We start from the raw sequence: 22,851 nt of genomic DNA, 5'->3' as shown, positions 1-22,851 counted from the left end.
TGGTACGACCGGACTTCACGGTGCTGTGGGCCGGCCGCGACGTCACAGCGCTCTGCGAAGCAGCACCGAGGTTCCTGGTTGCCTGAGGCACGCGTCCGCCCGCAAGACACGTCCGGCCGCGGACGAGCTCACCTTCACCGGCTGACCATCACACCCGCATCTGCAGCCCAGCCCTCCGAGCGCGCTGCTCAAGTCGCCCGACTCAGACGTTGAGCTTCATGCGTGTGGTTAAGGTGCGTGTCCCTCCTCGGACACCAACGCTAACCACACGCGGGGCAGGCTTGATGGAAACATCAGCCACCTGCGCTTTGTAGTTGTAGGAGACTTCGAGTCCCAAGGCGCTGAACAGATCGGCCAGATCACCTCGATCCGGCACTGCCTTCATCGTGCCGCGTTCCTTCACCATCGCGCGGATGTCCGCAGCAATGAGGTGTTAGGCTGCGCGGAGGTCGCTGGGGGCGGCGCCTCCAACCGGCGAACAGCCTGGGAGAACCGGACTCGTACGTCCCGGGCTTGCTACTAGCGATCGATGGCTGGCCGTGAGCCTTGCCGTGGCAGCGCGTCTCCGATCACTCGCGGACACCCACCGCGTGGCAGAGGTCTCGAAGGACCTGCACGCCAACGGTGAGCATCGCCACGTCGACCTCGATGCTTCCGGCCAGTCCGGCGTAGGCAGATTGTGCTCGGGCCAGGGCGTCCTCGTGCAACCGCATCCACGCCTGCAGTCCACCGGCCGCCAGCACATCGAGGGCGATCGCGACGGTGAGGGCGGCAAGCTCGTCCCTGAGTGCCGCCTTGGCCAGCTGGACCCAGTGTGGATCCGCGACGTTGATCGGGATCGTGGCGTACAGCCAGGACAGCCCCAGTGTCTCCCCGATCCTGGCGTAGATCGCTTCGAGCTCCACCACGTCGAAGCCGCGATCGGTCGCGGCCGAGGCCAGTGCCAGCCCGGCCTGCATCCGGGTCACCGCGTGACACGCTGTCAGCAGGTTCGGCGAGGCACCGAGATCGGCGAGTCCCGCGAGGCTCCGGCCCAGTGCCGAGCCGGTGGCGACGGGCTGCGATGAGGCCATCGCATCGCGGAGGCGGGTCACGCCGGCACGGAACACCGCTGCCTCGGCGTCGATCGCCGCCAGCCTGCTGTTCCGGCGGACAAGCCAGGAGGCGTTGTACTCCAAGGCTCGTTCCAGCGCCTGCCGGACGGGCATCGTCGGTGAGACCGGGTACGGCGCCAGGCCGTCCCAGAGCTCATTCAGGGTCAGGAGATCCTTGACGATCAGGATCGCCCGGATCGCCTGGTCAGTGCTCGCACCGGTGCGGTCCTCGATCCGGTAGATGAAGCCGGGACCGACCCGGTCCATCAGCTCGTTGGCAAGCCGCGCCGCGACGATCTCGCGCCTCAGCTCATGGGCGAGGATCTGCTCGGTGTACGCGGTCCGCAGAGGCTCCGGGAAGTAGCCGAGCAGGACGCCGGCCACACCCGGATCCTCCGGAACGTCGCCCCGCAGGAGCAGTTCGTGCACGAGGTTCTTGGCATGCGCCAGGATCACCGCGATCTCCGGCCGGGTCAGCCCGTGGCCTGCCGCGCGACGCCGCTCGATCTCTTCGGCCTCCGGCAGGTTCTCTCGGGTGCGGTCGAGACCGTGCATTTCGAGGTTGTGCATCACCTGGTCGTGCCGGTCCAGAACGGTCACGCCGTACCCTTCGGCGACGCTGATGGCGAGGGCCTGCCGCTCGCTGTCGCTCAAGACGTCGCGCACGACCTCGGTGGTAGAGGCCTTCAGCAGCTCGTTGCGCTGTGCGCGATCGACGAGTCCCGAGTTCTCCACCGAGCGCAGCAGGATCTTGAGGTTGACTTCCCGGTCGGAGGTGTTCACCCCCGCCGCGTTGTCGATGAAGTCGGCGTTCAGGCGCCCGCCGGCCAAGGAGTACTCGATGCGCGCCGCCTGCGTCAGGCCCAGATTGCCGCCCTCGCCGATGACCCGGCAGCGAAGCTGGTCGGCCGTGATGCGTACCCGGTCGTTGCCCCGGTCCGCGACATCTGCGTCCGTCTCGTGCGAGGCCCGCACGTAGGTCCCGATCCCGCCGTTCCACAGGAGGTCGACGGGCGCCCGCAGGATCGCCTGGACCAGCTCGTCGGGAGACAGCGCCTCCGCGTCGATTCGCAGCGCCGCCCGTGCCTGGCTCGACACCGCGACCGACCTGCCCGACCGCGGGTAGACACCCCCGCCTGGAGAGAGCAATACCGGGTCGTAGTCGGCCCACGATGATCCCGGCAGCGCCGCCAGCCTGGCACGTTCCGCGATCGAGGAGCTCGGGTCGGGGTCTGGATCCAGGAAGATGTGCCGGTGGTCGAACGCGGCGACCAGGCGGAGCCGGTCCGACAGCAGCATCCCGTTGCCGAAGACGTCTCCGGACATGTCACCGATGCCTACGGCGGTGAATTCGTCGCGCTGCGGGTCGAGGCCGAGCTCGGTGAAATGCCGGCGTACGGCCATCCAGGTACCGCGTGCGGTGACCGCCAGTTGCTTGTGGTCGAAGCCGGTGGACCCGCCCGAGGCAAACGCGTCGCCCAGCCAGTAGCGGGCGTCGGCTGACTCTTCGTTCGCCAGGTCGGAGAAGGTCGCGGTGCCCTTGTCCGCGGCCACGACCAGATAGGGGTCTGGACCATCTGTGACCACCACGCCGGCGGGATGGGTCACGACCTGCTCGGTGACGTTGTCGGTAACGTCCAGCAGGCCGCGTACGAAGATCCGATAGCAGCGGCGGACCTCCACGGCTGCGGCGGCGGATGAGAGCCCGGCCAGGGGCGCCTTGACCACAAACGCACCCTTGGCGCCGCCAGGAACGATGAGCGAGTTCTTCACCTGCTGTGCCTTGGCGAGAGCTATCACCTCATCTCGGTAGTCCTCGATTCGATCCGACCAGCGCAGCCCGCCGCGGGCCACGGGCGCGTACCTCACATGCAGGCCTTCGACGTCCGGGTGGTAGACGAAGGTCTCCACTTTCACCGCCGGGTCGGTCGCGAACGGCAGCCTGCCCGGGTCGACCTTGAGCACGGTCGTGACAGGTGGCCGGGCGGCGCCGTCGCGCTTGAAGTAGTTGGTTCGGGTGACCGCTTCCAAGAGGCCCGCATACCAGTCGAGCACCCGGTACTCGTCCCTGGTCGTCGCAGCGTCGACGTACTTCGCCAGTCTGTTCTCGACTGATGCGGGAGCTTCCGGGGCGAACCGCTGCTCGAACATCTCCACCCAGTGCCGGACGAAATCCGGGTGGGCGGACAGGATCCCGCGAACGTACGACGGGCTGGCGCCGAGTCCGGCCTGGCGCAGGTAGTGACAGACAGCACGCACGAGCTGCACCTGCCTTGACTGCAGGTGCGCTTGGAGGACCAGAGAAGCGAACTCGTCCCGGTCCACCGAGCGCTCCCAGCCCGCCGTGAAGGCATCAGCAAGCAGTGGCAGCAGCTCGTCCAGGTCCGCGTCCTCGACCCTTGAGAACACGAAGCTGTCGGCGGCCTCCTCAGGCCGATGATCGATGAGTACGAGTCCGAGGTGCTCGAAGAGGGGGAGGACCTGCGCCAGCGGTGGTCTGCCGCCCGGCCAGCCGACCACGCACCTGAGGCAGGACTCGTCCGCTTCCCACGCAACGTCGGGCGGCGCAGATGTCTTGTACTCGTCGGCAGTGACCATGGCGCGCCTCCAGGGCCAGGCTAGGACCATCCATCGACCGCCGTCGATGGCGCAGGGCCCGGATGCGCTCGCCCACGTCCAGAGTTCCAGGCCGGATCATACGAGTTGCTTGCGAATAGCTTCGGCGACTTCGCGGGTGCCGTCCTGACCTCCGAGGTCAGGGGTTCTCGGTCCGTCACGCAGTACGTCGTCGACCGCCTGGTTGATGTCCGCGGCTGCCTTGGTCTCGCCGAGGAAGTCGAGCATCAACGCCGCCGTGCTGATCTGCCCGACCGGATTGGCGATCCCCCGGCCCGCGATGTCCGGGGCCGATCCGTGCACCGGTTCGAACATCGACGGGTAGGTCCGTTCGGGGTTGAGGTTGCCGCTCGCCGCGACGCCGATCGAGCCGACGCACGCCGCGGCCAGGTCGGACAGGATGTCACCGAAGAGGTTCGACGCAACAATGACGTCGAACTGCTGCGGCCGCGACACCATCGCGGCGGCGAGCGCGTCGATCAACACGCTGCGCAGTTCCACGCCGGGCTGCTGGGCGACTGCCTCGGCCACGACCTCGTCCCAGAACGGCATCGAGTGGATGATGCCGTTCGACTTCGTTGCCGAGGTCAACTTCCCGGACCGCCGGGCGGCCAGCTCCGCCGCGTACGCCGCGACGCGCGCCGTACCCTTCCTGGTGAACACCGCCTCCTGTACCGCGAGCTCGGCGTCCGTTCCCCGGCCGAACCGGCCGCCAACCTCGGAGTACTCGCCCTCGACGTTCTCGCGCACGATCATCAGATCGGTGCCATCGGGCTCGGCCAGCGGACTGCGCACACCCTTCACGTGCCGGGCCGGCCGCAGATTGACGTACTGCTGGAAACCGCGGCGAATCGGGATCAACAGGCCCCACAGAGTGATGTGGTCCGGAATGTCCGGGGCACCGACGGCCCCGAAGAACACCGCCTCGTGCTGCGCCAGCCGGTCGAGACCGTCCGTGGGCATCATCGTCCCGTGCGTGCGGTAGTGCTCGGATCCCCACGGATACGGCGTCCAGTCGATGGAGAATCCGTGCCGGGAGCCCGCCGCGTCGACAACGTCCATCGCGGCCGGCACGACCTCGTGGCCGATGCCGTCGCCTGCGATGACGGCTACCGAAAAGTGCGTGCTCACCGGACTCCTCCCGTGACGAGCTCGGGCCAGGCCGCCGCCACCCCGGCGTGGCGGATCTCGCCTGCGTCGACGTTGAGACCGGCGGCCAGGAGCGGATCGGCAGCCAGCGCCTCGTGGATGCCGCCGGCCAGTCGCCGGATGTAGGGCAACGTCGCGTTCGTCAGCGCGCGCGTGGAGGTTCGCGGTACGGCGCCCGGCATGTTCGCGACGCAGTAGTGGGCGATCCCGTCGACCCGGTACGTCGGTGCGTCGTACGTCGTCGGCCGGGACGTCTCGAAGCAACCACCCTGGTCGATCGAGACATCGACCAGTACGGCGTCCTGCTTGAGCTTCGCCAGGTGGTTGCGCCGTACGAGCTTGGGGGCGGCGGCCCCGGGCAGCAGGACGGCACCGATGACCACGTCCGCTCCGGAGAGTTCCTCCTCAAGTGCCAGCGGGTCCGACATGACGACGCGTGCGCGGCCGTCGAACAGCTCAGTGAGCTGGCGGATACGGCGAGCCGACGCATCCAGGATGGTCACCTCGGCCTGCATCCCGACTGCCACCAGGGCCGCCTGGGTGCCGACCACTCCCCCGCCGACGACAACGACCCGCGCCGGCGGCACGCCCGGCACTCCGCCCATGAGGATGCCCGGACCGCCACTGGGATGTTGCAGTTGGTTGGCCGCCGCCTGTGCTGCCAGCCGACCGGCGACCTCGCTCATCGGTGCCAGGAGAGGTAGCTGGCCATCGGCGTCACGGACGGTCTCGTAGGCGATGGCGGTGGTCTTCGCCGCCATCAGGGCCGCCGTCAACTCACGATCGGCCGCGAGGTGCAGGTAGGTGAAGACGGTCAGGTCGGGACGCAGGTACTCGTACTCGCGCGCGATCGGCTCCTTCACCTTGACGAGGAGTTCGGCCTCGCCCCACGCGCGTGCGGTGGACACGATCCGGGCTCCGGCCCGCGTGTAGTCCTCGTCGGCGAACCCTGCGCCGAGACCGGCGCTCTTCTCCACGATGACCTCGTGACCATCCGCCACCAGCGCGGCCGTCCCGGCCGGTGTCAGACCGACCCGCCGCTCGGCCGGCTTGATCTCCTTGACGACACTTACTCGCATGATTGACTCACTGCTCCGGACTTGTGGGGCGATCAGGACTTGTTGACGGCCAGGTACTTCGTCTCGAGGTACTCCTCGATGCCCTCGTGGCCGCCTTCTCGGCCCAGCCCGGAGTGCTTGACGCCGCCGAACGGCGCGGCGACGTTCGAGACGATCCCCTGATTGATGCCGACCATGCCGGTCTCGAGCGCGTCGGAGACCCGCAGCGCGCGGTCGAGATTCTCGGTGAAGACATAGGCAGCCAGTCCGAACGGAGTGGCGTTGGCGAGAGCCACGGCCTCCGCCTCAGGGCCGAATCGCACGATCGGGGCCACCGGGCCGAAGATCTCCTCGTCGAGGATCCGGGCACCAGCCGGGACGTGGTCCAGGACGGTCGGTGGGTAGAAGTGGCCGGGCATCGGAAGCGGGTCGCCGCCGGCGACGAGCTTCGCTCCGCGGACGACCGCGTCAGTGACCAGCTCGGAGCACTTCTTGACCGCGCGATCGTCGATGAGCGGGCCGACCGCGACGCCGGGCTGGGTGCCCGGGCCGACCTCGACGGCGGCCATCGCCTGCTGGAAACGGGCTACGAACTCGTCCGCGATCCCTTCCTGCACGAGGATTCGGTTGGCGGCCACGCACGACTGGCCACCGTTGCGCAGCTTCGCGATCACGGCACCCTTGACCGCGCGCTCGAGGTCAGCGTCGTCGAAGATGATCAGGGGCGCGTTGCCACCGAGTTCCATCGAGGTGCGCACAAGTTGGCTCGCGCTCTGCTCGACGAGCCGCTGGCCGACCGCGGTCGATCCCGTGAACGACACCTTGCGCAGCCGGGCGTCGGCCATCAGCGGAGCGCTGACCGTGCCGGGGTTGGTGGTCGTGATGACATTCAGCACCCCTTCCGGTACGCCGGCGTCCAGCAGGATCTGCGCCATCAGCAGACTGGTCAGCGGTGTCAGGGCGGCCGGCTTGAGTACGACGGTGCACCCGGCCGCCAGCGCCGGCGCGATCTTGCGAGTGCCCATGGCGAGCGGGAAGTTCCACGGGGTGATGAGCAGGCACGGGCCGACCGGCTGCGGTGACGTGATGATGCGTGATCCGCCGTCCGGGCTGGCGGTGTGCCGTCCGTCGAGCCGGACGGCTTCCTCGGCGTACCAGCGGACGAAGTCGGCTGCGTAGGACACCTCGGTGCGGGATTCGTCCAACGGCTTGCCCATCTCGAGCGTGATGAGCAGCGCGAGGTCGTCTGTCCGCGCCGTCAGTGCTTCGTAGGCACGGCGCAGTACCTCACTCCGTTCCCGGGGAGAGGTCGCCGCCCAGGCCGGGCCGGCGTCGGCGGCCGCGTCGAGCGCGGCCAGGGCGTCAGCAGTGGTGCCGTCGGCGATCTGCAGGAGCTCGGCTCCGGTGGCCGGGTCGTGGACCGGGAAGGTCTCCCCGTGCTCAGCGGGTCGCCAGGAGCCGATGAGGAGTCCGGTGGGAACCTGCCCGAGTACGTCGGCACGTCGTTGCGCCGGGATGTCGTGAATGTCGAGGATCGTCATCGAAGTCTTCCTTGGATCAGGCGGTGAAAGTGTCGAGGGCTACGCGGATGGTCTTGGCGATGAAGGAGACCTCGTCGTCGGTGACGACGAACGGCGGGCAGATGTGCAGGGTGTTGTTGTGGATCAGGCGGGTCAGGAGTCCGGCGTCGAGGCAGGCATCCACAACGGCCTCACCAAGGACGTCGGCCCGCAGTTGCACGCCGGCGAGGAAGCCTGTCCCGCTCCGCACTTCGGCGACGAGAGGATGGTCGGCCAGGGGCTGGATCGCGTTGTGCAGAACACCTTCGAGCTCGGCCGACCGCTCCAGCAGGTGCTCCTGCTCGAGGATGTCGAGGTTCGCGTGCGCGACGGCGCAGGCGGTCGCGTGGCCCGAGTAGGTGATGCCGTGCCGAAGCATCGGAGCGTCGTCGGAGCTGAAGAACCGGTCCCAGACTCGCCGGCCGACCAGGACGCCGCCTAGCGGCGCGTAGCCGGAGGTGAGGCCTTTTGCCATCAGCATCATGTCCGGCTCGAGTCCGAACCGCTCGCAGGCGAACATCGCGCCGGTCCGACCGAAGCCGGTGATCACCTCGTCGGCGATGAACAGAATGTCGTGCTGCCGGGCCAGGCGCTGCAAACCTTCAAGGTAGCCGGGCGCCGGTGCGATGACCCCACCGGTTCCGATCACCGGCTCGGCCACGACCGCCGCGATTCGTCCGGGACCGAGTTCGGCGATCATCGCCTCGGCCGCAGCCAGGTCGTTGGTGGGAATCCGCGCGGTCTCCGGGATCAGTGAATCGGAGCCGTAGCCCTCCCGGTTGTACTCCAGGCCGGCGATGCTGGTGCCGAAGCCGTGCAGCCCGTGGTAGGCGTTGTTCCGGCTCAGGATGATCCGCTTGTCCGGTCGTCCTTCCAACTGCCAGTGACGGCGGGCGAGCTTGCAGGCGAGATCGACGGAATCGGAGCCTCCGCTGGACCAGAACACCTTGGCGTCCGGGACCGGCCCGAGCGCGGTCACGCGGTCGGCGAGGCTGAGCGCCACGTCATTCACGAAGCGGCCGAACACGTGATAGGTCTCGAGCTTCAGCATCTGCTCGTAAGCCACCCGGGCGATGGCCTCACGGCCGTGGCCGACGTTGGCGTGCCACAGACCGGCCGGCGCATCGAGCAGCTCAGCTCCGTCCTCCGTGATCACCGTGGCGCCGCGTCCTTCGACGATCGTGACTCTCTTCCGCACAGCAGTCGGCATGTGGGCCTGTGCATGCCAGAGCGAGGCTCCGGTCGGCTGCGTCGGGCTGGTCATGGTCTCTCCATCCTGCGTGGTTGCAGACTTTAGGATTGTTGACAATCGGAGGATAAGGCTAGGTCTCGTCGCGGAATCCCGACGAGGTGCTACCTCAGCGGTAGCGGTCCTTGGCTTTGTAGTAAGCGCCGGCGAACGGCAGGAACCAGGCGGTTCCGTTGTAGTACGGCACCGGAACCTTGGGGAAGTCGAGGCCGCGGAGCGGGTTGGCCTCCGGGTGTCCGTCCATCACCTCGGCCATCCGCTGGCCCATGTAGGTGGCCATCTGTACGCCGTGGCCGCAGTACCCCATCGAGTAGTAGAGGCCGTCGGCCTCCCCGGCGTGCGGGATCCGGTCGTAGCTGAAGCCGACGTTCCCGCCCCAGACGTAGTCGATCCGTACGTCGGACACCCGGGGAAAGATCGTGGCCAGTTCGCGCTTGAGCACGTCGCCGGACTTCAGGTCCGAGGCCGGGTTCGAGGGAGCGAAGCGAGCCCGGCCGCCGAAGGCGAGGCGGTTGTCCGGGGTGAGCCGGATGTAGTGGCCGATGTTCTTGGAGTCGACCACCAGGCGGCGGTTGGGGATGAGCTCGCGTGCGACGTCGTCGGCAAGCGGCTCGGTGACGATGATAAAGCTTCCGACGTTGATGAGCCGCTTGCGGAACCAGGGCAACGACTTGTCGGTATAGGCGTCGGTGGCGGCCATCACCTGCCGGGCATGGATGGTGCCGTGCAGGGTCTCGACCAGGAAGCTGCCGTCGGCCTGGCGGGTGAGACCGGTCGCGGCATTGCGTTCGTGGATCTGGGCGCCGGCGCGCTCGGCGGCGTCGGCAAGACCGTGGACGTACTTGCCCACGTGCAGTCCGGCGCTGAGCGGGTCGAGCAGGGCCCCGTGGTAGTAGTCCGATCCGAGTTCGGCACGCAACTCGCTCTTGCTGAGCAGCGTCGTGGTGTGGCCGAAGTTCTCGGCCAGGTCGCGCTGCTTGGCACGCATTCCGTCGAAGTGCTGTGGCTTGTATGCGACCCCGAGCCGCCCGACGCGGTCGAAATCGCAGTCGATCCGCTCTTCCAGCGTCAATGCCTCGACCACGTCGACGGCCGTCCGGAAGGCGTCGTACAGCTCGCGGGCACGCTCCTGGCCGTAACGCCGCCGTGCCTCGTCGACGCCGATGGTGATGCCCTGCGTGCACATGCTGCCGTTGCGGCCCGAGGCGCCGGAGCCGATCTTGTCCTTCTCGACCAGGACGACGTGCGCACCTTTGCGGGCGGCGTGGTACGCGGTGGACAGGCCGGTGAGACCGCCGCCGATGACCACCACATCGGCGTGGTCCGGCAGTGGCTTCCCGCTTCGGTCCGGTAGCGGCGGTGCGGTGTCGAGCCAGTAAGGGATCTGCTTCATGACAAAGGCTCCTCGTCAGCAGCCGAGCAGGCCGGGCAAGCCGGATAGGTCGGGCAGCTCGTCGTACGGCTGGTAGTCGGTGCTGCCGGGACGGCCGTACCGGTTGATCCAGACCCGGCGCTTCAGGCCGAGGTCGCGGGTTGGGATGAGGTCGTATTCCCAGCCTTGGGCGGTGTGGATGACCTGGGCTGGCTCGACGCCCATGGTCTTGAAGGCGTGCTCGAAGGTCTGGCGGTCCGGCTTGTAGGCGCCGGCCTGCTGGGCGGTGATGACGTAGTCGAACTCGACACCGATGTTCTCGACGTTCCGCGCGATCATCTTGTCGTCGGTGTTGGAGATGATGGCGATCTCGTACTTGGTCTTCAGCGCGCGCAGCGCCTCCGGGACCTCAGGCCAGGGGCCGAAGGTGGGGACGGCCTCGACCAGGGCGTCGCCGTCAGACGTGCGGTACTCCAGGCCGTGCAGGCGCATAGCGTTGCGCAGGCTGGAGTGCAGGATCTCGTGGTACGGGCGGTAGGCCTCCAGGACTGCCTGGAACCGCATGACGCGGAAGTCGTCGAGGAACTCGTCGACGTCCAGGTTGTCCAGATCCAGCCGGCCCCCGATGACCTTCAGGGTCGTGGGGCCGAGCTCGAAGTTGATCAGGGTTGCATAGGCGTCGAAGGTGACGATCTCTCGCATGGTGTCCAACCTCATTTCAGACCACCCGTTCGCCGGGGGGCACGATCGCGTCGAGTGCGGCCAGGTCGGCCGCGGTGGGGATCCAGTCGGCCGCCGCCGCGTTGGCGGTGACCTGTTCGGGGGTCATGGCGCCGCAGATCACGGAGCCGACGGCGGGAAGTGCGGCGAGTCCGCCGACGGCGACCTCGAGGAGGCTCAGGCCTCTGTCCGCGCCGTACGCCGTGAGCGTTTCGACCCGGTCGAGAGCGTCTTCGGTGAGCCAGCCCTCCCGCCAGGAGAGCCGGCTGCCCGGCGGTGCTTGCTCGCCGCGCCGGTACTTGCCGGTGAGCAGGCCGTTGGCGAGTGGGTAGTACGGCAGCAGGCCGATACCCGCGCGCCGGCAAGCGGGGACGAGGCCGGTCTCCGCGCTGCGGTCGAGCATGTGGTAGCAGACCTGTGTGCTGACGAAGGCGTCGGTCAGCTGATCGGCGGGCACGTTGGAGCAGCCGACGGACCGGATCTTGCCTTCGGCAACCATCTCCTGCAGTACGGCGACGGTCTCGTCGAGCGGGGTGACACCATCGGGTTCGTGGTATTGGTAGAGGTCGATCCACTCGGTGCCGAGCCTGCGCAGCGACTGCTCCAGAGCGTGCCGGATGTACCGGCCCGAACCACGCGGGCCGTACGCATCGTCGTCGTACATCTCCATGCCGAACTTCGTGGCGAGGACAACGCGATCGCGATCCGCCTTGAGGGCGGCGCCGAGCAGTCGTTCGCCGTCGCCACGTGACCCATCCCGATCGCCGTACCCGCCGTAGATGTCGGCGGTGTCGAACAAGGTGATGCCGGCGTCCAAGGCGGCGTACACGACCGCCCGAGTGCCGTCCTCGTCGAGGCGGGAGCCGAAGTTGTTGCCGCCGAGGCCGACCACGGAGACGGCCGGCCCGCCGGCACCTAGACGCCGGTATCTCATGACCGGTTCCCGAAACCGATGCAGACGTTCTTGGTCTGGGTGTAGCTCGCCAGGGCGTCCAGGCCCTTCTCCCGGCCCCAACCGCTGTGTTTATAGCCACCGAACGGCAGCTCCACACCCGTACCGACGCCGGTGGCGTTGATGTAGACCTGTCCTGCCTTGATTCCTTCGGCGACACTCAGTGCCTTGTCGATGTCGCGGGTCCAGACGTACGACGACAGGCCGTACGGACTGTCGTTCGCGATGGCGACCGCATCCTCGAGATCGTCGAACTCCAGCACGGTCACGACCGGGCCGAAGATCTCCTCGCGGGCGGTGCGGGCCTCGTTGGTCAGACCCGTCAGCACGGTCGGCTGGATGAAGTAGCCGTCGGCAAGCTCTGGATCCGCAGGAGCGCCGCCGCCCGCTCGGACCACCGCGCCCTCCTCGCGCGCCAGCTCGAGATAGCCCCAGACCCGGTCTCGCTGCCGGGCCGACACCAGCGGACCCACATCCGGGTCCGACGAGCCCGGACCGAGTCGCAGCGACGCGGCGTGTGCCGCCAGCTTGTCGAGGAACTCCTCGGCACCACGCTGCACCAGCACCCGGGTACCGGCCGAGCAGGTCTGCCCGGCATTGCCGAAGGCCGAGCCCGCGACTGCGGCGAGGGCAAGGTCGAAGTCGGCGTCAGCGAAGACGACGACGGGCGACTTGCCGCCGAGTTCCACGACCGAGGGCACCACGTTGGCGGCAGCGGCCTGGGCGACCTTGATGCCGGTGGCCACAGATCCGGTGAAGGTGACCTGGTCGATGCCGGGGTGCCCGGCGAGCGCGGCACCGGTTTCGCCGTCTCCTGGTACGACGTTGAGCACGCCCGGCGGCAGCCCGCAGTCCAGCGCGATGGCGGCGATCTCCAGCGGTGTCATCGGCGCCTCGGGCGACGGCTTGAGCACGACCGTGCAGCCCGCGGCGAGTGCCGGGGCACTCCCCCGGGCGGTGTTCTGCAGGGGGTAGTTGAACGGGATGATCTGACCCGACACGCCGATCGGCTCGCGGACCGTGTAATCGAGCAGGCCGGGTCCGAGTGGAATCGTCGTACCACCGAGCTTGTCGGTGATTCCGGCGTAGAACTCGAAGTAACGCGCCGCGGCCTCGACATCGGCCTTCGCCTGCTGCAGCGGCTTGCCGACGTCCAGGCTCTCCAGCCGGGCCAGCCGGTCGCTCTGTTCGCGGATCGCCATCGCGATCCGGTACAGCAGCCGGCCGCGGTCCGCCGTCCGCATCCGTCCCCACTCCGGCGCGGTGAGCGCAGCCCGAGCGGCCGCGACCGCGTGATCGACATCCGCCGGCCCGGCCAAGGCGACCTCGGCGATCGGGGTGGCGTGGGCCGGGTCGACAACGATGAACGTGCGTCCGTCGGCGGCAGGCACCTGCTTGCCGTCGATGACGAGCAGCCGCGGTTCGCCGGTCATGGCCGGATCTCGCCTTCGACCGCGCCGAAGATGACGACCTCGTCGCCCGGGTGCACGGTCCGCATCCGCCGGACCCACAGCACGATGCCGTCCTGCGGCGCGCTGATCTCCTCCAGGGTGTTCCCGTAGTGGTCGACGACCTTGGCGATCGGGTCGCCGCCCTTGCAGGTCTCCCCCGGTTCGGCGTACGCGACGAAGAAGCCACCCGACGCCGAGCGGGCGAAGGTCCCGGTCACAGCCGTGTAGCTGTCGCGCAGCGCGGGCTCGCCGTCGACCATGCCGAGCTGGCGCATGATGTTGCGGACGGCAACGACGTGCAGCTCGACGTTCTGCTCGCGGTAGGTGGCGCCGCCGACCTCGATGGTGACGGCGGGCTTGCCCGCCGCGAGAGTCGGGTGGCGCACGGTCCCACCCCACTTACCGCCCTTCCAGATCAGCTCGTGCCCAGCGGCCAGGCCGATCCCGGAGGCGAGGTCCTCGTATCCGCCCTGGACGATGGTGAGCGGGGCGATCTCGCCGAACGTGCCGCCGGTGTGCAGGTCGACCAACGCGTCGATGACGGGAACCACCTGCTCGACGAACGTCGCCGCCAGGCGCAGGGAGTACGAACCTTCGGGGTCGCCCGGGAAGATCCGGTTCAGGTTGAGGTGGTCCAGGCCGCTGCTGCGAGCCGCGGCCTCGAACGCGGGGGTGTTCATGCAGGGAATCCCGACCAGCGTGCCGCGCAGGCTCGCGGGGTCGGTCTCGGCGACGACCCGGCGGACGGCTTCTTGTCCGTCGTACTCGTCGCCGTGCACGCCGGCGTCCACACAGAGCACAGGGCCGGGCTCGGTGCCGTTGACGACGATCAGCGGAATGCCCAGCTCCACGCCGTAAGTGCTGGTGCCGACCGGGATCAGCCCTTCAGCTCGTTCACCGGGAGCGCAAGTCAGCGGACCGATGGAATACATGTGTTCGTCCTTTCGATGGTGTGGTCAACGGGCGATTGCGTGCGAGGCTTCGTCGAGCGTCTCCGCGATGATGTCGGCGATCCGGTCGAGGAGCTCGCGATCGCTGACCAACGGGGGTGCGATCTGCAAGAGTGGTGCGGCTCGGTTGTAGACCCGGGCGAGCAGCCCGGCCTCGCGCAGCCGGCGCGGGATGAGGTCGCCGACCAGTGCGTTGCGGGCGGCGTCGCTGAAACCGCCGTCCTCGGCGTCGCCGACGAGCTCGAGTGCGTAGAAGAAGCCGGCACCACGAACGTCGCCGACGATCGGCAGCGGGCCGAGGTCCGCCATCCGTTTGCCCAGGTGGTCCTGCAGGTCGCGGACGTTGTCCAGGACCCGGTCGCGCTCGAAGATGTGCAGGCTGCGGAGGGCGAGCGCCGCGCTGAGTGGATGCCCGCTGAACGTGTAGCCGTGGTTGAGTACCGCGCCCGGCCGGTTGATCACCTCGGCAACCTGCGCGCCCACCAGGGTCGCGCCCATCGGGGCGTAGCCCGCGGTCAGGCCCTTGGCAACGGTCACGATATCTGGGCGGGCGTCGTAGCGGTCGCCACCGAACCACTCCCCCAGCCGGCCGAAGGCGGTGATCACCTCGTCCGCGACCAGCAGGAAGCCGTACCGATCGGCAAGCGCCCGCAGGCCCGGCCAGTAGCCGTCCGGCGGAGTGATGCAGCCGCCGCGATTCTGCACCGGCTCGACAATCAGCATCGCGATGGTTTCCGGGCCCTCGGCAACGATCGCCCCTTCGAGCTCTGCCAGCAGATGCCTGGTGAAGACCGCGTCATCGGCGAACTCGGACGGCTGTCCGACGCGACTGGTGTTCGACACGAACACCGTCTCGATCGCAGGCGGCCCGAACGGCTCCGTCAACGCGGGGTCGTCGGTCAGGGACAGCGCACCGATGGTCAGTCCGTGGTAGGCGCCACGCCGGGAGATCGCCTTGGTACGGCGTGGCTCGCCGCGCAGCGTGTGATACTTCCGGGCGATCTTCCACGCGGACTCGACCGCCTCGGCACCCCCGCTGGAGAAGAAGGTGTGCTCGACGTCCATCGGTGCGATCCCGGCCAGCCGCTCGGCCAGTTCGATCGCCGTCGGGTGCGCGGACGCGGACCACAACGGGCTGAAGCACAGCTCCCGCAATTGCTCGGCGGCCGCGGTTGCGAACTCTTCGGCGTACGAGTAGCCGAGCTGGCAGCAATACAAGCCGGACAGTCCGTCGATGTAGCGGCTGCCGTCCGCGTCCTCGACGTACGGACCCTCCCCGCGCGATACGACGAACAGGTTCTCGCCATCGCGGCCGAGTGAGCCGTTGGCGGTCATGTTGAGCAGCAGGTTCCGCGTCATGCCGCGTCGCCTTCGGTCTTGGCCAGACCGGTGGTCGTCTCGACCGACAACAGACCGCTTTGACGCCCGGACCCGAGCCACCGCATCAGCGCCACCAGCACGAGCGCCAGCACGGCGAAGGCAATGAGTACAGCGCTGATCGCGGTCACGGTCGGGTCGATGTCGAACGCGAGCGAGTTGAAGAGCTGGACGGGCAGGGTCACGGTCGTCCCCGACGACAGGAACTGCGCGATGAAGAACTCGTCGAAGCTGGTGATGAACGAGAAGACGGCCGCGGCGACCATGCCTGGCGCGGCGAGCGGGAAAGTGATCCGCCGCGCGATGGTGAACCGGCTGGCCCCCATACTCGCCGCCGCGTCCTCGAGGCGTTCGTCGATGCCGCGGAACGTCGCGATCAGGATCATCACGGCGATCGGCGAGGCCAGCACGGTGTGGCCGAGGGCGATCGCGATCGGGCTGCCCAGCATCGCGGCAGGTTCGAACAGCAGGAACAGTCCGAGCGCGATGACCACCTGCGGGATCAGCAGGGGCCCGAGCACGAGCGCGTAGACGGCCGAGCGAAGGGGCAGCTCACTGCGGGTCAGCGCAGTCGCCGCCGTGATCGCCAGAATCAGTGAGAACACGGTGGTCATAGATGCGACCAGCGCGCTGAGCGACAGCGCGGCGGGCCACTCACTGCCCTTGGCGAACACGGCCTCGTACCAGTTCAGGGTCCAGCCCGCCGGAGGGAACGCCCCGAAGGCATCCTTGCCGAAGGACGTGACGATGATGACGACGATCGGCAACACGAGGAATGCCACGATCAGGGCGGCGCTGATGCCGAGCACGATCCGTCCGGTCCAGGTACTGCGCAGGCCGATCACGATGTGCTCCTCTTCTTGGCATTGGCACCGAGTCGCCCGGCAAGCTTCAGTAACAACAGCCCGGCGAAGGTGACGAGCAGCAGGACGACGCCTTGCGCTGCCGCACTGTTCCACTGGTTGTTCTTCATGACCTGCTGGTTGATCATCGCGGCGACCATGGTCTGCTTCGGACCACCCATCAGGGCCGGCGTGATGTAGTAGCCGAGGGCAAGGATGAAGCTCAGCAGGGCCGCACTGGCCAGGCCAGGGGCGATCAGCGGCAGATAGACCCGGCGGAAGATCACCAGCCGTCCGGCGCCCATGCTGGCGGCCGCGGCGAGCAGACGCCGGTCGACCCCGCGCATCGCGCCGTACAGGACGAGCACGGTGTAGGGAAGCATCACCGAACTGGTGCCGATGATCACGCCGAGCTCGTTGTAGAGCAGCTGGAACGGTGCCCCCGGCACCCAGAGGTCGGTCATCACCTGGTTCACCACACCGTGCTCACCGAGCAGGATGATCCAGCCGTACGTCCGCACCAGAGCACTGATGAAATGCGGGACGACGACCACCAGCATGATCAGTCCCGCCCACAGCGGGCGCAACCGGCATACCGCGCTGGCCAGCACGAACCCGACCACGAGGCTGATCACCGCCGTCTCAGCCGAGACTCGCAACGTGGTGAGCAACACGGCCAGGTTCGAGCCCGTGAGCGCATCGACGTACCAGTGCAGGGTCAGCGAACCGTTCGCGGCCTTCAGGCTGAGGAACAGCGTGCTGAGAATCGGGAAGACGAACAACGCCAGCAGGTAGACCACGATCGGTGTCGCGTTCAGCAACCCGATGCGGGTCCGGCGGGTGCCCAAGAGGCGACGTTGCGGGGCCTGGGGCGCAGCGGCGATGGACGCAGTCATGGCTGACCTACCGCCCCTCGGTGCCGAAGAGGTTGACGTCCTGGGCATCCGCCTTGACACCGATTCTCTCGCCGGCGATCGGCGCCCACCCGGCCGGAGCCTCGATGCGCAGCAGCTTGTCGAGGCCGGCGAGACGCAGGCCGACGCGGACGAGCGTGCCGACATATGTGACCGTCTCGACAGTGCCCGTACAGAAACCCTCGTCGGGCGTGCAGGCGCGGAGCCGGCCGGGCTGGATGGCCGCATCCACCGCGGCGCCCCGGGCAAAGGCGTGTGGCCGCGCCCTCAGCACGCCGCCGTGCTCCAGCCTGACCAGGGTGTGCTCGTCGGCGGTCTCCTCCACCTGACCAGGCAGGAAGTTCGCCGCACCGAGGAAGTCGGCGACGAACGGTGTCTTCGGCCGCTCGAACAGCTCGCGTGGCGTATCGAACTGGTCGATCAGCCCGTCGCGCATCACGGCGATCCGATCGGACAGCACCAGCGCCTCCTCCTGGTCGTGCGTCACGTAGATCACGGTCAGACCCAGCTCACGCTGGATCGCCTTGATCTCGACCTGGAGCTGGTCGCGCAGCTTCTTGTCCAGCGCGCCCAGCGGCTCGTCCATCAGGACCACCGGCGGCCGGTACACCAGCGCGCGGCACAGCGCGACGCGCTGCTGCTGACCGCCGGACAATTCCCGCGGATAGCGGCCGCCGTACCCCGCCAGACCGACGATCTCCAGCGTCTCGCCGACCCGCCGGCGGACGTCGGCTTTCGACACCCCACGCAACTGCAGCGGGAAGGCGATGTTCTCGCCGACGGTCATGTGCGGGAACAGCAGATACTGCTGGAAGACGAAGCCCAGATTCCGCTTCTGCGGCGCGAGCCGGGTCACATCACGGTCGCCGACCGTGATGGTGCCGGAATCCGGCTCCGCGAAGCCGGCGATCATCATCAACGTCGTCGTCTTGCCCGACCCGGACGCGCCGAGGAAGGTGACGAACTCGCCGGCGGCGATCTCCATGGATGCCTCGTCGACGGCGACCACGTCCCCGTAGGTCTTGCGCAACGAGACGACGGACAGCGGCTTGCCGATCCCGGCCTGCGCCGGTGAGCCGGCGCCGGTGGCAGGCGACTCGAGAACAGTGCGGATGTCAGACACGAGCCCACTCCAGCCAGCGCTTGTTCACAGCGCCCTCGTTCTTCAGCCACCACTCGGTGTCCAGATCGAACCCCTGTTCGCGGTACTCCGGCGCGGACGCCAGGTTGGCGCGCACATCATCCGGCAGGCTGTCGAACGCCGCCGCGGAGACCGGGTTCGTGGGGTAGATCTTCGCCAGGTTGCCCTGCGTCTCAGGGCGCAGCGAGAAATCGATGAGCTGGTACGCGGCGTCGAGGTTGGCGGCACCCTTGGGGATGGCATACCCCTGGCCCTGCCGGCGTGCGCCGGCGAACTGGTACGCCAATGGAACGCCCTGCTTGATCAGGGCGCTGAGGCGGCCGTGCCAGCAGGTGCCCAGCACCACTTCCTTGCGGCTGAGCAGCACGCCGGGAAGGTTGCCCGTGTCCCAGTACTTGCGCACGGACCCCTTGATCCGGTCCAGCGACTTGAACGCCCGTTCCACGTCGATCGGGTACAGCTTGTCCATCGGTACGCCGTCAGCGAGCAACGCGAACTCCAACTCGGGCAGGTCCGCGTCCGGGTGTTGCAGCGACCGGCTGCCGGGGAACGCCTTCGTGTCCCAGAAGTCCGGCCAGGAACTCGGCTTCTTGCCGCCGAACTGGTCGGTGCGGTACGCCATGACACTGGCGTAGTACGCCTTACCGACGGCGTGCTCGGTGACCATGTTGGTCGGGATGTTCGCGGCCTTGAAGCTCTTCAGCCGGTCGAAGTCGAGCTTCTCGATCCCGTCGTCCCGGACGAACTTCAGGAAGTCCATCATCGAGTTGTCGATTACGTCGAACTGCGGCCGGCCCTGCTTGATCTGGGCCAGCATCTGGGCGTACTGGACATTCACCACCTGGACCTGGATGCCGGTCTCCTTGGTGAAAGGCTCGTAGACCCCCTTCTGCAGCGCTTCGCCGTACGCCCCACCGCTGTTGCGCACGGCCAGCGTCTTCGTCGAGGCGGCGGCGCCGTCGGCGCGGCTGGTGCCAGAGCCACAGGCTGTCAGGGCGGGTACGGCGGCCATCGCCGACAACCCTGCGACGCCCTGCAGGAACGACCGACGCCCGATCACGGAATCTTTCATGACAACACCTCAGGTTCTGATGGGGTTTGGAGGGATTCGGCGGTTCGGCCCGGCGCTGCGGCCGACGCGATCGCCGCGAGTTCGGTGCCTGGGACGACGGTGAGCCCGCGCATCCCGTAGAAGACCTTTCCGGACGCCGGAGCGTGGACGACTTGTTCTCGGCCGTCGGCGGGGTCGACGATGCGACCGATGATCTGGCCAACGGTCACGTCGTCGCCGGCGGTGAACTCCGGGTACCAGAGGCCGGTGACGTCGGAGGCGACATCGCCGGACCACACCCATTCACGGACGGCCGCAGGCTCAGACCCGTCCGATTCCAGGACACCGAGCCGTCGCAGGACCGCCTTCAGGCCGTCCACCAGCCCGCCGATCACGGCCGGGTCGCGCTCGCCGAGCTGGCTGGTCTCGACCAGGATGGCCGGGACGCCTTGGCGGACGGCGGCCGCGTGGCTGTTCCCACCCTCGGCGTTCTGGCCGAAGATGACGTCCTCGATACCGACAGCTCGCGCCATCGCGACAGTCGTCGCATCGACGTCCGCCTCGCCGGTGAGACGGACGCCGACGAAGTGCCGGAGGGTCTGGTCGATTCCGCCGGAGTGCAGGTCGAGGTAGGCGTCCGCGCCATCGATCAGCTTCGCGAAGATCCACGCGGCCATCCGTTCGGTGGGACTACCCTGTGGGTCGCCGGGGAACACGCGGTTGATGTTCACTCCGTCGATCGAGGAAACGTTGAGGCGTCCCCGGTAGGCGGCCAGCGGGTTCGCGACGATGCAGATGAGCACCTGTCCGCGGACCTCCTCGGCGTCCAGCAGTGCCGCGAGCCGATGGGCGGCATCCACTCCGGTGAACTCACCGCCGTGCACGCCTCCGGTGATCACCACTCGAGGCCCCGGTCGCGCCCCGGCCACCAGGGCAAGCGGTACGTCCACGGTCAGCGTGCCGAGATCCGCGGGCACGATGCCGCGCACCGTGGTGCCGGGCTCGGCCCGCAGCGGGCCGAGGGCCAGCGGCCGCACCTGGTCGGCGTCTTTCGTCGTCGTCATGTCGTCCTCGTTGGTTTCAGGCCGCGGCGCGGTTGACCGTGCAGATGAAGTCGATCGGTTGTGGGGTCGTGCCGGTCAGGGCGAGGTCGGCGGCGATGTCACCCATGGCTGGGGAGAGCTTGAAGCCGTGACCGGAGAATCCGGCGAGCAGTACGACGTTGTCGTCGCCCTGCAGCGGACCGACAAGTGGACGGCTGCTGTCGGTGTAGCCCTCCATGAAGACCGACAGGCGAATCGGGTCTGGGTGCAGGTCGGGGAGATAGCGCCCGAGGAGGTCGGTGAAGATGTCCAGCTCTGCGGGGTCGACGGTGCGTTTCAGCTGATTGGGATCACCCACCGGCTGGTGCAATGCGCTGGACAGGCCGAGCTTGACCGAGACGCCGTCCGGCGATGGAAGGCCATAGCAGTGCGTGGGTGCGGTCCGGATGAACGCCGGCCGCTCCTTACCGTGCCACGCATCGGTGGTGGGTACGTACCAGGCGCTGATCACCCGGCGGATGTCCACTTCCCATGGCAGATCGGGCAGCAGGTCGTTGATCCACGGGCCAACCGTGACCACAGCCGCGTCGAAGCGCTCGCTACCCTCGTCCGTGTGGATCGCGACGCCGTCTCCGAACGGGACGATCTCGCGAACCGGCGTGTAGCGCTCGATCCGCGCGCCGAGTTGTTCGGCCCGCAGCGCCGCCGACTGGACGGTCAGCTCAGGCCGGATGAATCCGGCGTGACGGTCGAGCACCGCCGCGTCGCCGTCCTCGATCCGGAACTGGGGGAAGCGCCGTGCCAACTGTTCCGCGGCGAGAACCTCATGATCGAGCCCGTGCTCGGCGATGGAGTCCAGGACGGTCCGCATCTGCTGGTGCTCCGTCGGCCCCATCAGCAGGCAGCCTGTCAGCCTGCGGAGCTCACGATCACTCTCCTCCTGGAGCCTGTCCCACAAGGCATCCGCGTGCCGCAGCAGCGGAACATAGCGCGAGTCCTCGAAGTGAGCGCTGCGGAAAATTCTGCTCTCCCCGCCGGCGGCACTGCGGTCATGCCCGGGGGCGAAACGGTCGTACCCGACGACCTCGGCTCCACGGGCCGCGAGCCGCCAGGCGGCCTGGCTGCCCATCGTTCCGACGCCGACGACGGCGACGCGCTTCTTCGCAGACACGGTTTTCCTCTCGTCGCGCCGGACGTACGACGGACTCCGGCGGGGATGCCTCGTTCGGGGGCGGGTCGCGTGATGACGACTCGCTGGACTCGCACCGCTGAGGGATGTTGGCGGTGGGTCTTGCGTCTTCCATGCCACATTGTGGTACGGTGTGCTGGAATCTGGCACAACCATTGCAGGGGCTCGGGAGCGAGTCAAGGGCGTTCGCAAAAGAAAACTTCTGACGTAACAGGGGAAATCTGATGGAAATGAAGAGCGTGACCCGGTCGCTGCGGATCCTCGAGGCGGTCGCTCAGCACCAACCGGTGACGGTCGGCGAACTGACCAAACTCTTCGGGCTGCCCAAATCCACCGTTCAGCGCACCCTGATCACCCTCAGCGAGGCCGGCTGGCTGCGGGCCAACCGCAAAGACACCACCCGCTGGGAGATCGGCGTGCGCGTGCTCGCCGTGCGACCCGCCGCCCTGCAGGGTTCGAGTCTGTTCGCGGCCGCACGGGAGCCGATGATCCGGCTCCGGGACAAGGTGAACGAGACCATCCACCTGTCGGTGCCGGACGCCCTTCAGTGCATGGTCGTGGTCGACCGGGTCGACTGCGACCACGCCGTACGGACGTATCACGAGATCGGCGACACCTCGCCGCTGCACGCCACAGCGACGGGACGGGCCGTCCTCGCCCACCTGCCCGCAGCCGATGTCGACGAGCTCATCGACCGAGGGCTGGACAGCTACAGCGAGTCGACGCTGACAGATCCGTCCGAGCTGCGCACAGAACTCAAGCGGGTGCGGACCAACGGGTACTCCGTGAACCGCAACCAGTACCGCCCGGACGTGTGCGCCATCGCCGCCCCCATCCTGGACACCGACGGCACCCCCCTGGCCGCTGTGGCCATCTCGATGCCCGACTCCCGCTACGACCCGGCCAAGGAGCCCCAACTCGGCCGCCTCGTCACCGACACGGCCGCCGAGGTCACCGCCCGCCGCCTGGGCGCGTAGATCATCACTGCCGAGACCACCTAACCATCACGATGTTGCTTGAGGCAATAATCTGACCCGGCGGGCAGCCCGCCGTTCGGCGACACTGTGGCCCACCATCGCCGTCCGCACCCCTACACGTCCGCCCCGCCATCGCCCAACCCAGCT

At 68.0% G+C, this 22,851-nt stretch carries 19 protein-coding genes; 1 reads left to right on the top strand and 18 read right to left on the bottom strand.

Going from position 1 to position 22,851, the window contains the following annotated elements:
* Window positions 1-202: 202 nt before the first annotated feature.
* The 18 genes from EV652_RS43640 to solA form a co-directional block, all read right to left on the bottom strand.
* Window positions 203-406 (bottom strand): hypothetical protein, encoded by a 204-nt coding sequence (locus tag EV652_RS43640; RefSeq protein ID WP_132217225.1) that lies wholly within the window; start codon window positions 404-406, stop codon window positions 203-205.
* A 163-nt stretch (window positions 407-569) separates the two neighbouring features.
* Entirely contained in the window at window positions 570-3,692 is a 3,123-nt protein-coding gene (locus EV652_RS43635; protein WP_158441584.1) for an NAD-glutamate dehydrogenase domain-containing protein, read from the bottom strand.
* Between the two features lie 96 nt (window positions 3,693-3,788).
* Window positions 3,789-4,841, bottom strand: coding sequence for a tartrate dehydrogenase (locus tag EV652_RS43630; RefSeq protein ID WP_132217221.1), 1,053 nt, complete (start codon window positions 4,839-4,841; stop codon window positions 3,789-3,791).
* Window positions 4,838-5,938 (bottom strand): alanine dehydrogenase, encoded by a 1,101-nt coding sequence (gene ald / locus EV652_RS43625; protein WP_132217219.1) that lies wholly within the window; start codon window positions 5,936-5,938, stop codon window positions 4,838-4,840. The genes EV652_RS43630 and ald overlap by 4 nt, the downstream gene beginning before the upstream one ends.
* Before the next feature lie 32 nt (window positions 5,939-5,970).
* The gene (locus EV652_RS43620) at window positions 5,971-7,458 is read right to left on the bottom strand and encodes an NAD-dependent succinate-semialdehyde dehydrogenase (RefSeq protein WP_132217217.1); all 1,488 of its coding nucleotides are present in this window, start codon (window positions 7,456-7,458) and stop codon (window positions 5,971-5,973) included.
* Window positions 7,459-7,474: 16 nt separating this feature from the next.
* Window positions 7,475-8,740, bottom strand: coding sequence for an aminotransferase family protein (locus EV652_RS43615; RefSeq protein WP_132217215.1), 1,266 nt, complete (start codon window positions 8,738-8,740; stop codon window positions 7,475-7,477).
* 94 nt (window positions 8,741-8,834) lie between these two features.
* The gene (locus EV652_RS43610; RefSeq protein WP_132217213.1) at window positions 8,835-10,118 is read right to left on the bottom strand and encodes an NAD(P)/FAD-dependent oxidoreductase; all 1,284 of its coding nucleotides are present in this window, start codon (window positions 10,116-10,118) and stop codon (window positions 8,835-8,837) included.
* Between the two features lie 15 nt (window positions 10,119-10,133).
* Window positions 10,134-10,799: a haloacid dehalogenase type II gene (locus EV652_RS43605; RefSeq protein WP_132217211.1), complete on the bottom strand. Its 666-nt coding sequence runs from the start codon at window positions 10,797-10,799 to the stop codon at window positions 10,134-10,136.
* A 16-nt stretch (window positions 10,800-10,815) separates the two neighbouring features.
* Complete coding sequence (locus tag EV652_RS43600) at window positions 10,816-11,751, bottom strand: aldo/keto reductase (RefSeq protein WP_132217209.1); 936 nt, start codon at window positions 11,749-11,751, stop codon at window positions 10,816-10,818.
* A complete protein-coding gene (locus EV652_RS43595; RefSeq protein ID WP_132217207.1) occupies window positions 11,748-13,202 on the bottom strand; it encodes an aldehyde dehydrogenase family protein in 1,455 nt (484 codons plus the stop codon). Before EV652_RS43595 ends, EV652_RS43600 begins: the two co-directional genes overlap by 4 nt.
* Window positions 13,199-14,152, bottom strand: a complete 954-nt coding sequence (locus tag EV652_RS43590; RefSeq protein WP_132217205.1) for a succinylglutamate desuccinylase/aspartoacylase family protein — start codon at window positions 14,150-14,152, stop codon at window positions 13,199-13,201. The genes EV652_RS43595 and EV652_RS43590 overlap by 4 nt, the downstream gene beginning before the upstream one ends.
* 24 nt (window positions 14,153-14,176) lie before the next feature.
* The gene (locus EV652_RS43585; RefSeq protein ID WP_132217203.1) at window positions 14,177-15,529 is read right to left on the bottom strand and encodes an aminotransferase class III-fold pyridoxal phosphate-dependent enzyme; all 1,353 of its coding nucleotides are present in this window, start codon (window positions 15,527-15,529) and stop codon (window positions 14,177-14,179) included.
* Window positions 15,526-16,392 (bottom strand): ABC transporter permease, encoded by an 867-nt coding sequence (locus EV652_RS43580; protein WP_132217201.1) that lies wholly within the window; start codon window positions 16,390-16,392, stop codon window positions 15,526-15,528. Before EV652_RS43580 ends, EV652_RS43585 begins: the two co-directional genes overlap by 4 nt.
* Entirely contained in the window at window positions 16,389-17,285 is an 897-nt protein-coding gene (locus EV652_RS43575; RefSeq protein ID WP_132217199.1) for an ABC transporter permease, read from the bottom strand. The genes EV652_RS43580 and EV652_RS43575 overlap by 4 nt, the downstream gene beginning before the upstream one ends.
* Window positions 17,286-17,292: 7 nt before the next feature.
* Complete coding sequence (locus EV652_RS43570) at window positions 17,293-18,426, bottom strand: ABC transporter ATP-binding protein (RefSeq protein WP_199238737.1); 1,134 nt, start codon at window positions 18,424-18,426, stop codon at window positions 17,293-17,295.
* On the bottom strand, window positions 18,419-19,516 hold the full coding sequence (locus EV652_RS43565; protein WP_132217197.1) for an ABC transporter substrate-binding protein: 1,098 nt from the start codon (window positions 19,514-19,516) through the stop codon (window positions 18,419-18,421). The genes EV652_RS43570 and EV652_RS43565 overlap by 8 nt, the downstream gene beginning before the upstream one ends.
* Complete coding sequence (locus tag EV652_RS43560) at window positions 19,513-20,559, bottom strand: succinylglutamate desuccinylase/aspartoacylase family protein (RefSeq protein WP_132217195.1); 1,047 nt, start codon at window positions 20,557-20,559, stop codon at window positions 19,513-19,515. Before EV652_RS43560 ends, EV652_RS43565 begins: the two co-directional genes overlap by 4 nt.
* Before the next feature lie 16 nt (window positions 20,560-20,575).
* Entirely contained in the window at window positions 20,576-21,709 is a 1,134-nt protein-coding gene (solA, locus tag EV652_RS43555) for an N-methyl-L-tryptophan oxidase (protein WP_199238736.1), read from the bottom strand.
* Between the two features lie 242 nt (window positions 21,710-21,951).
* Here solA and EV652_RS43550 point away from each other — a divergent pair, with 242 nt between their 5' ends.
* A complete protein-coding gene (locus EV652_RS43550; protein WP_199238735.1) occupies window positions 21,952-22,704 on the top strand; it encodes an IclR family transcriptional regulator in 753 nt (250 codons plus the stop codon).
* Window positions 22,705-22,851 lie beyond the last annotated feature (147 nt).

The organism is Kribbella steppae, assembly GCF_004342025.1.
Taxonomy (GTDB): domain Bacteria; phylum Actinomycetota; class Actinomycetes; order Propionibacteriales; family Kribbellaceae; genus Kribbella; species Kribbella steppae.
Note: the sequence above shows the minus strand (reverse complement) of the source record. Positions and strands in the feature narration are given on the sequence as shown.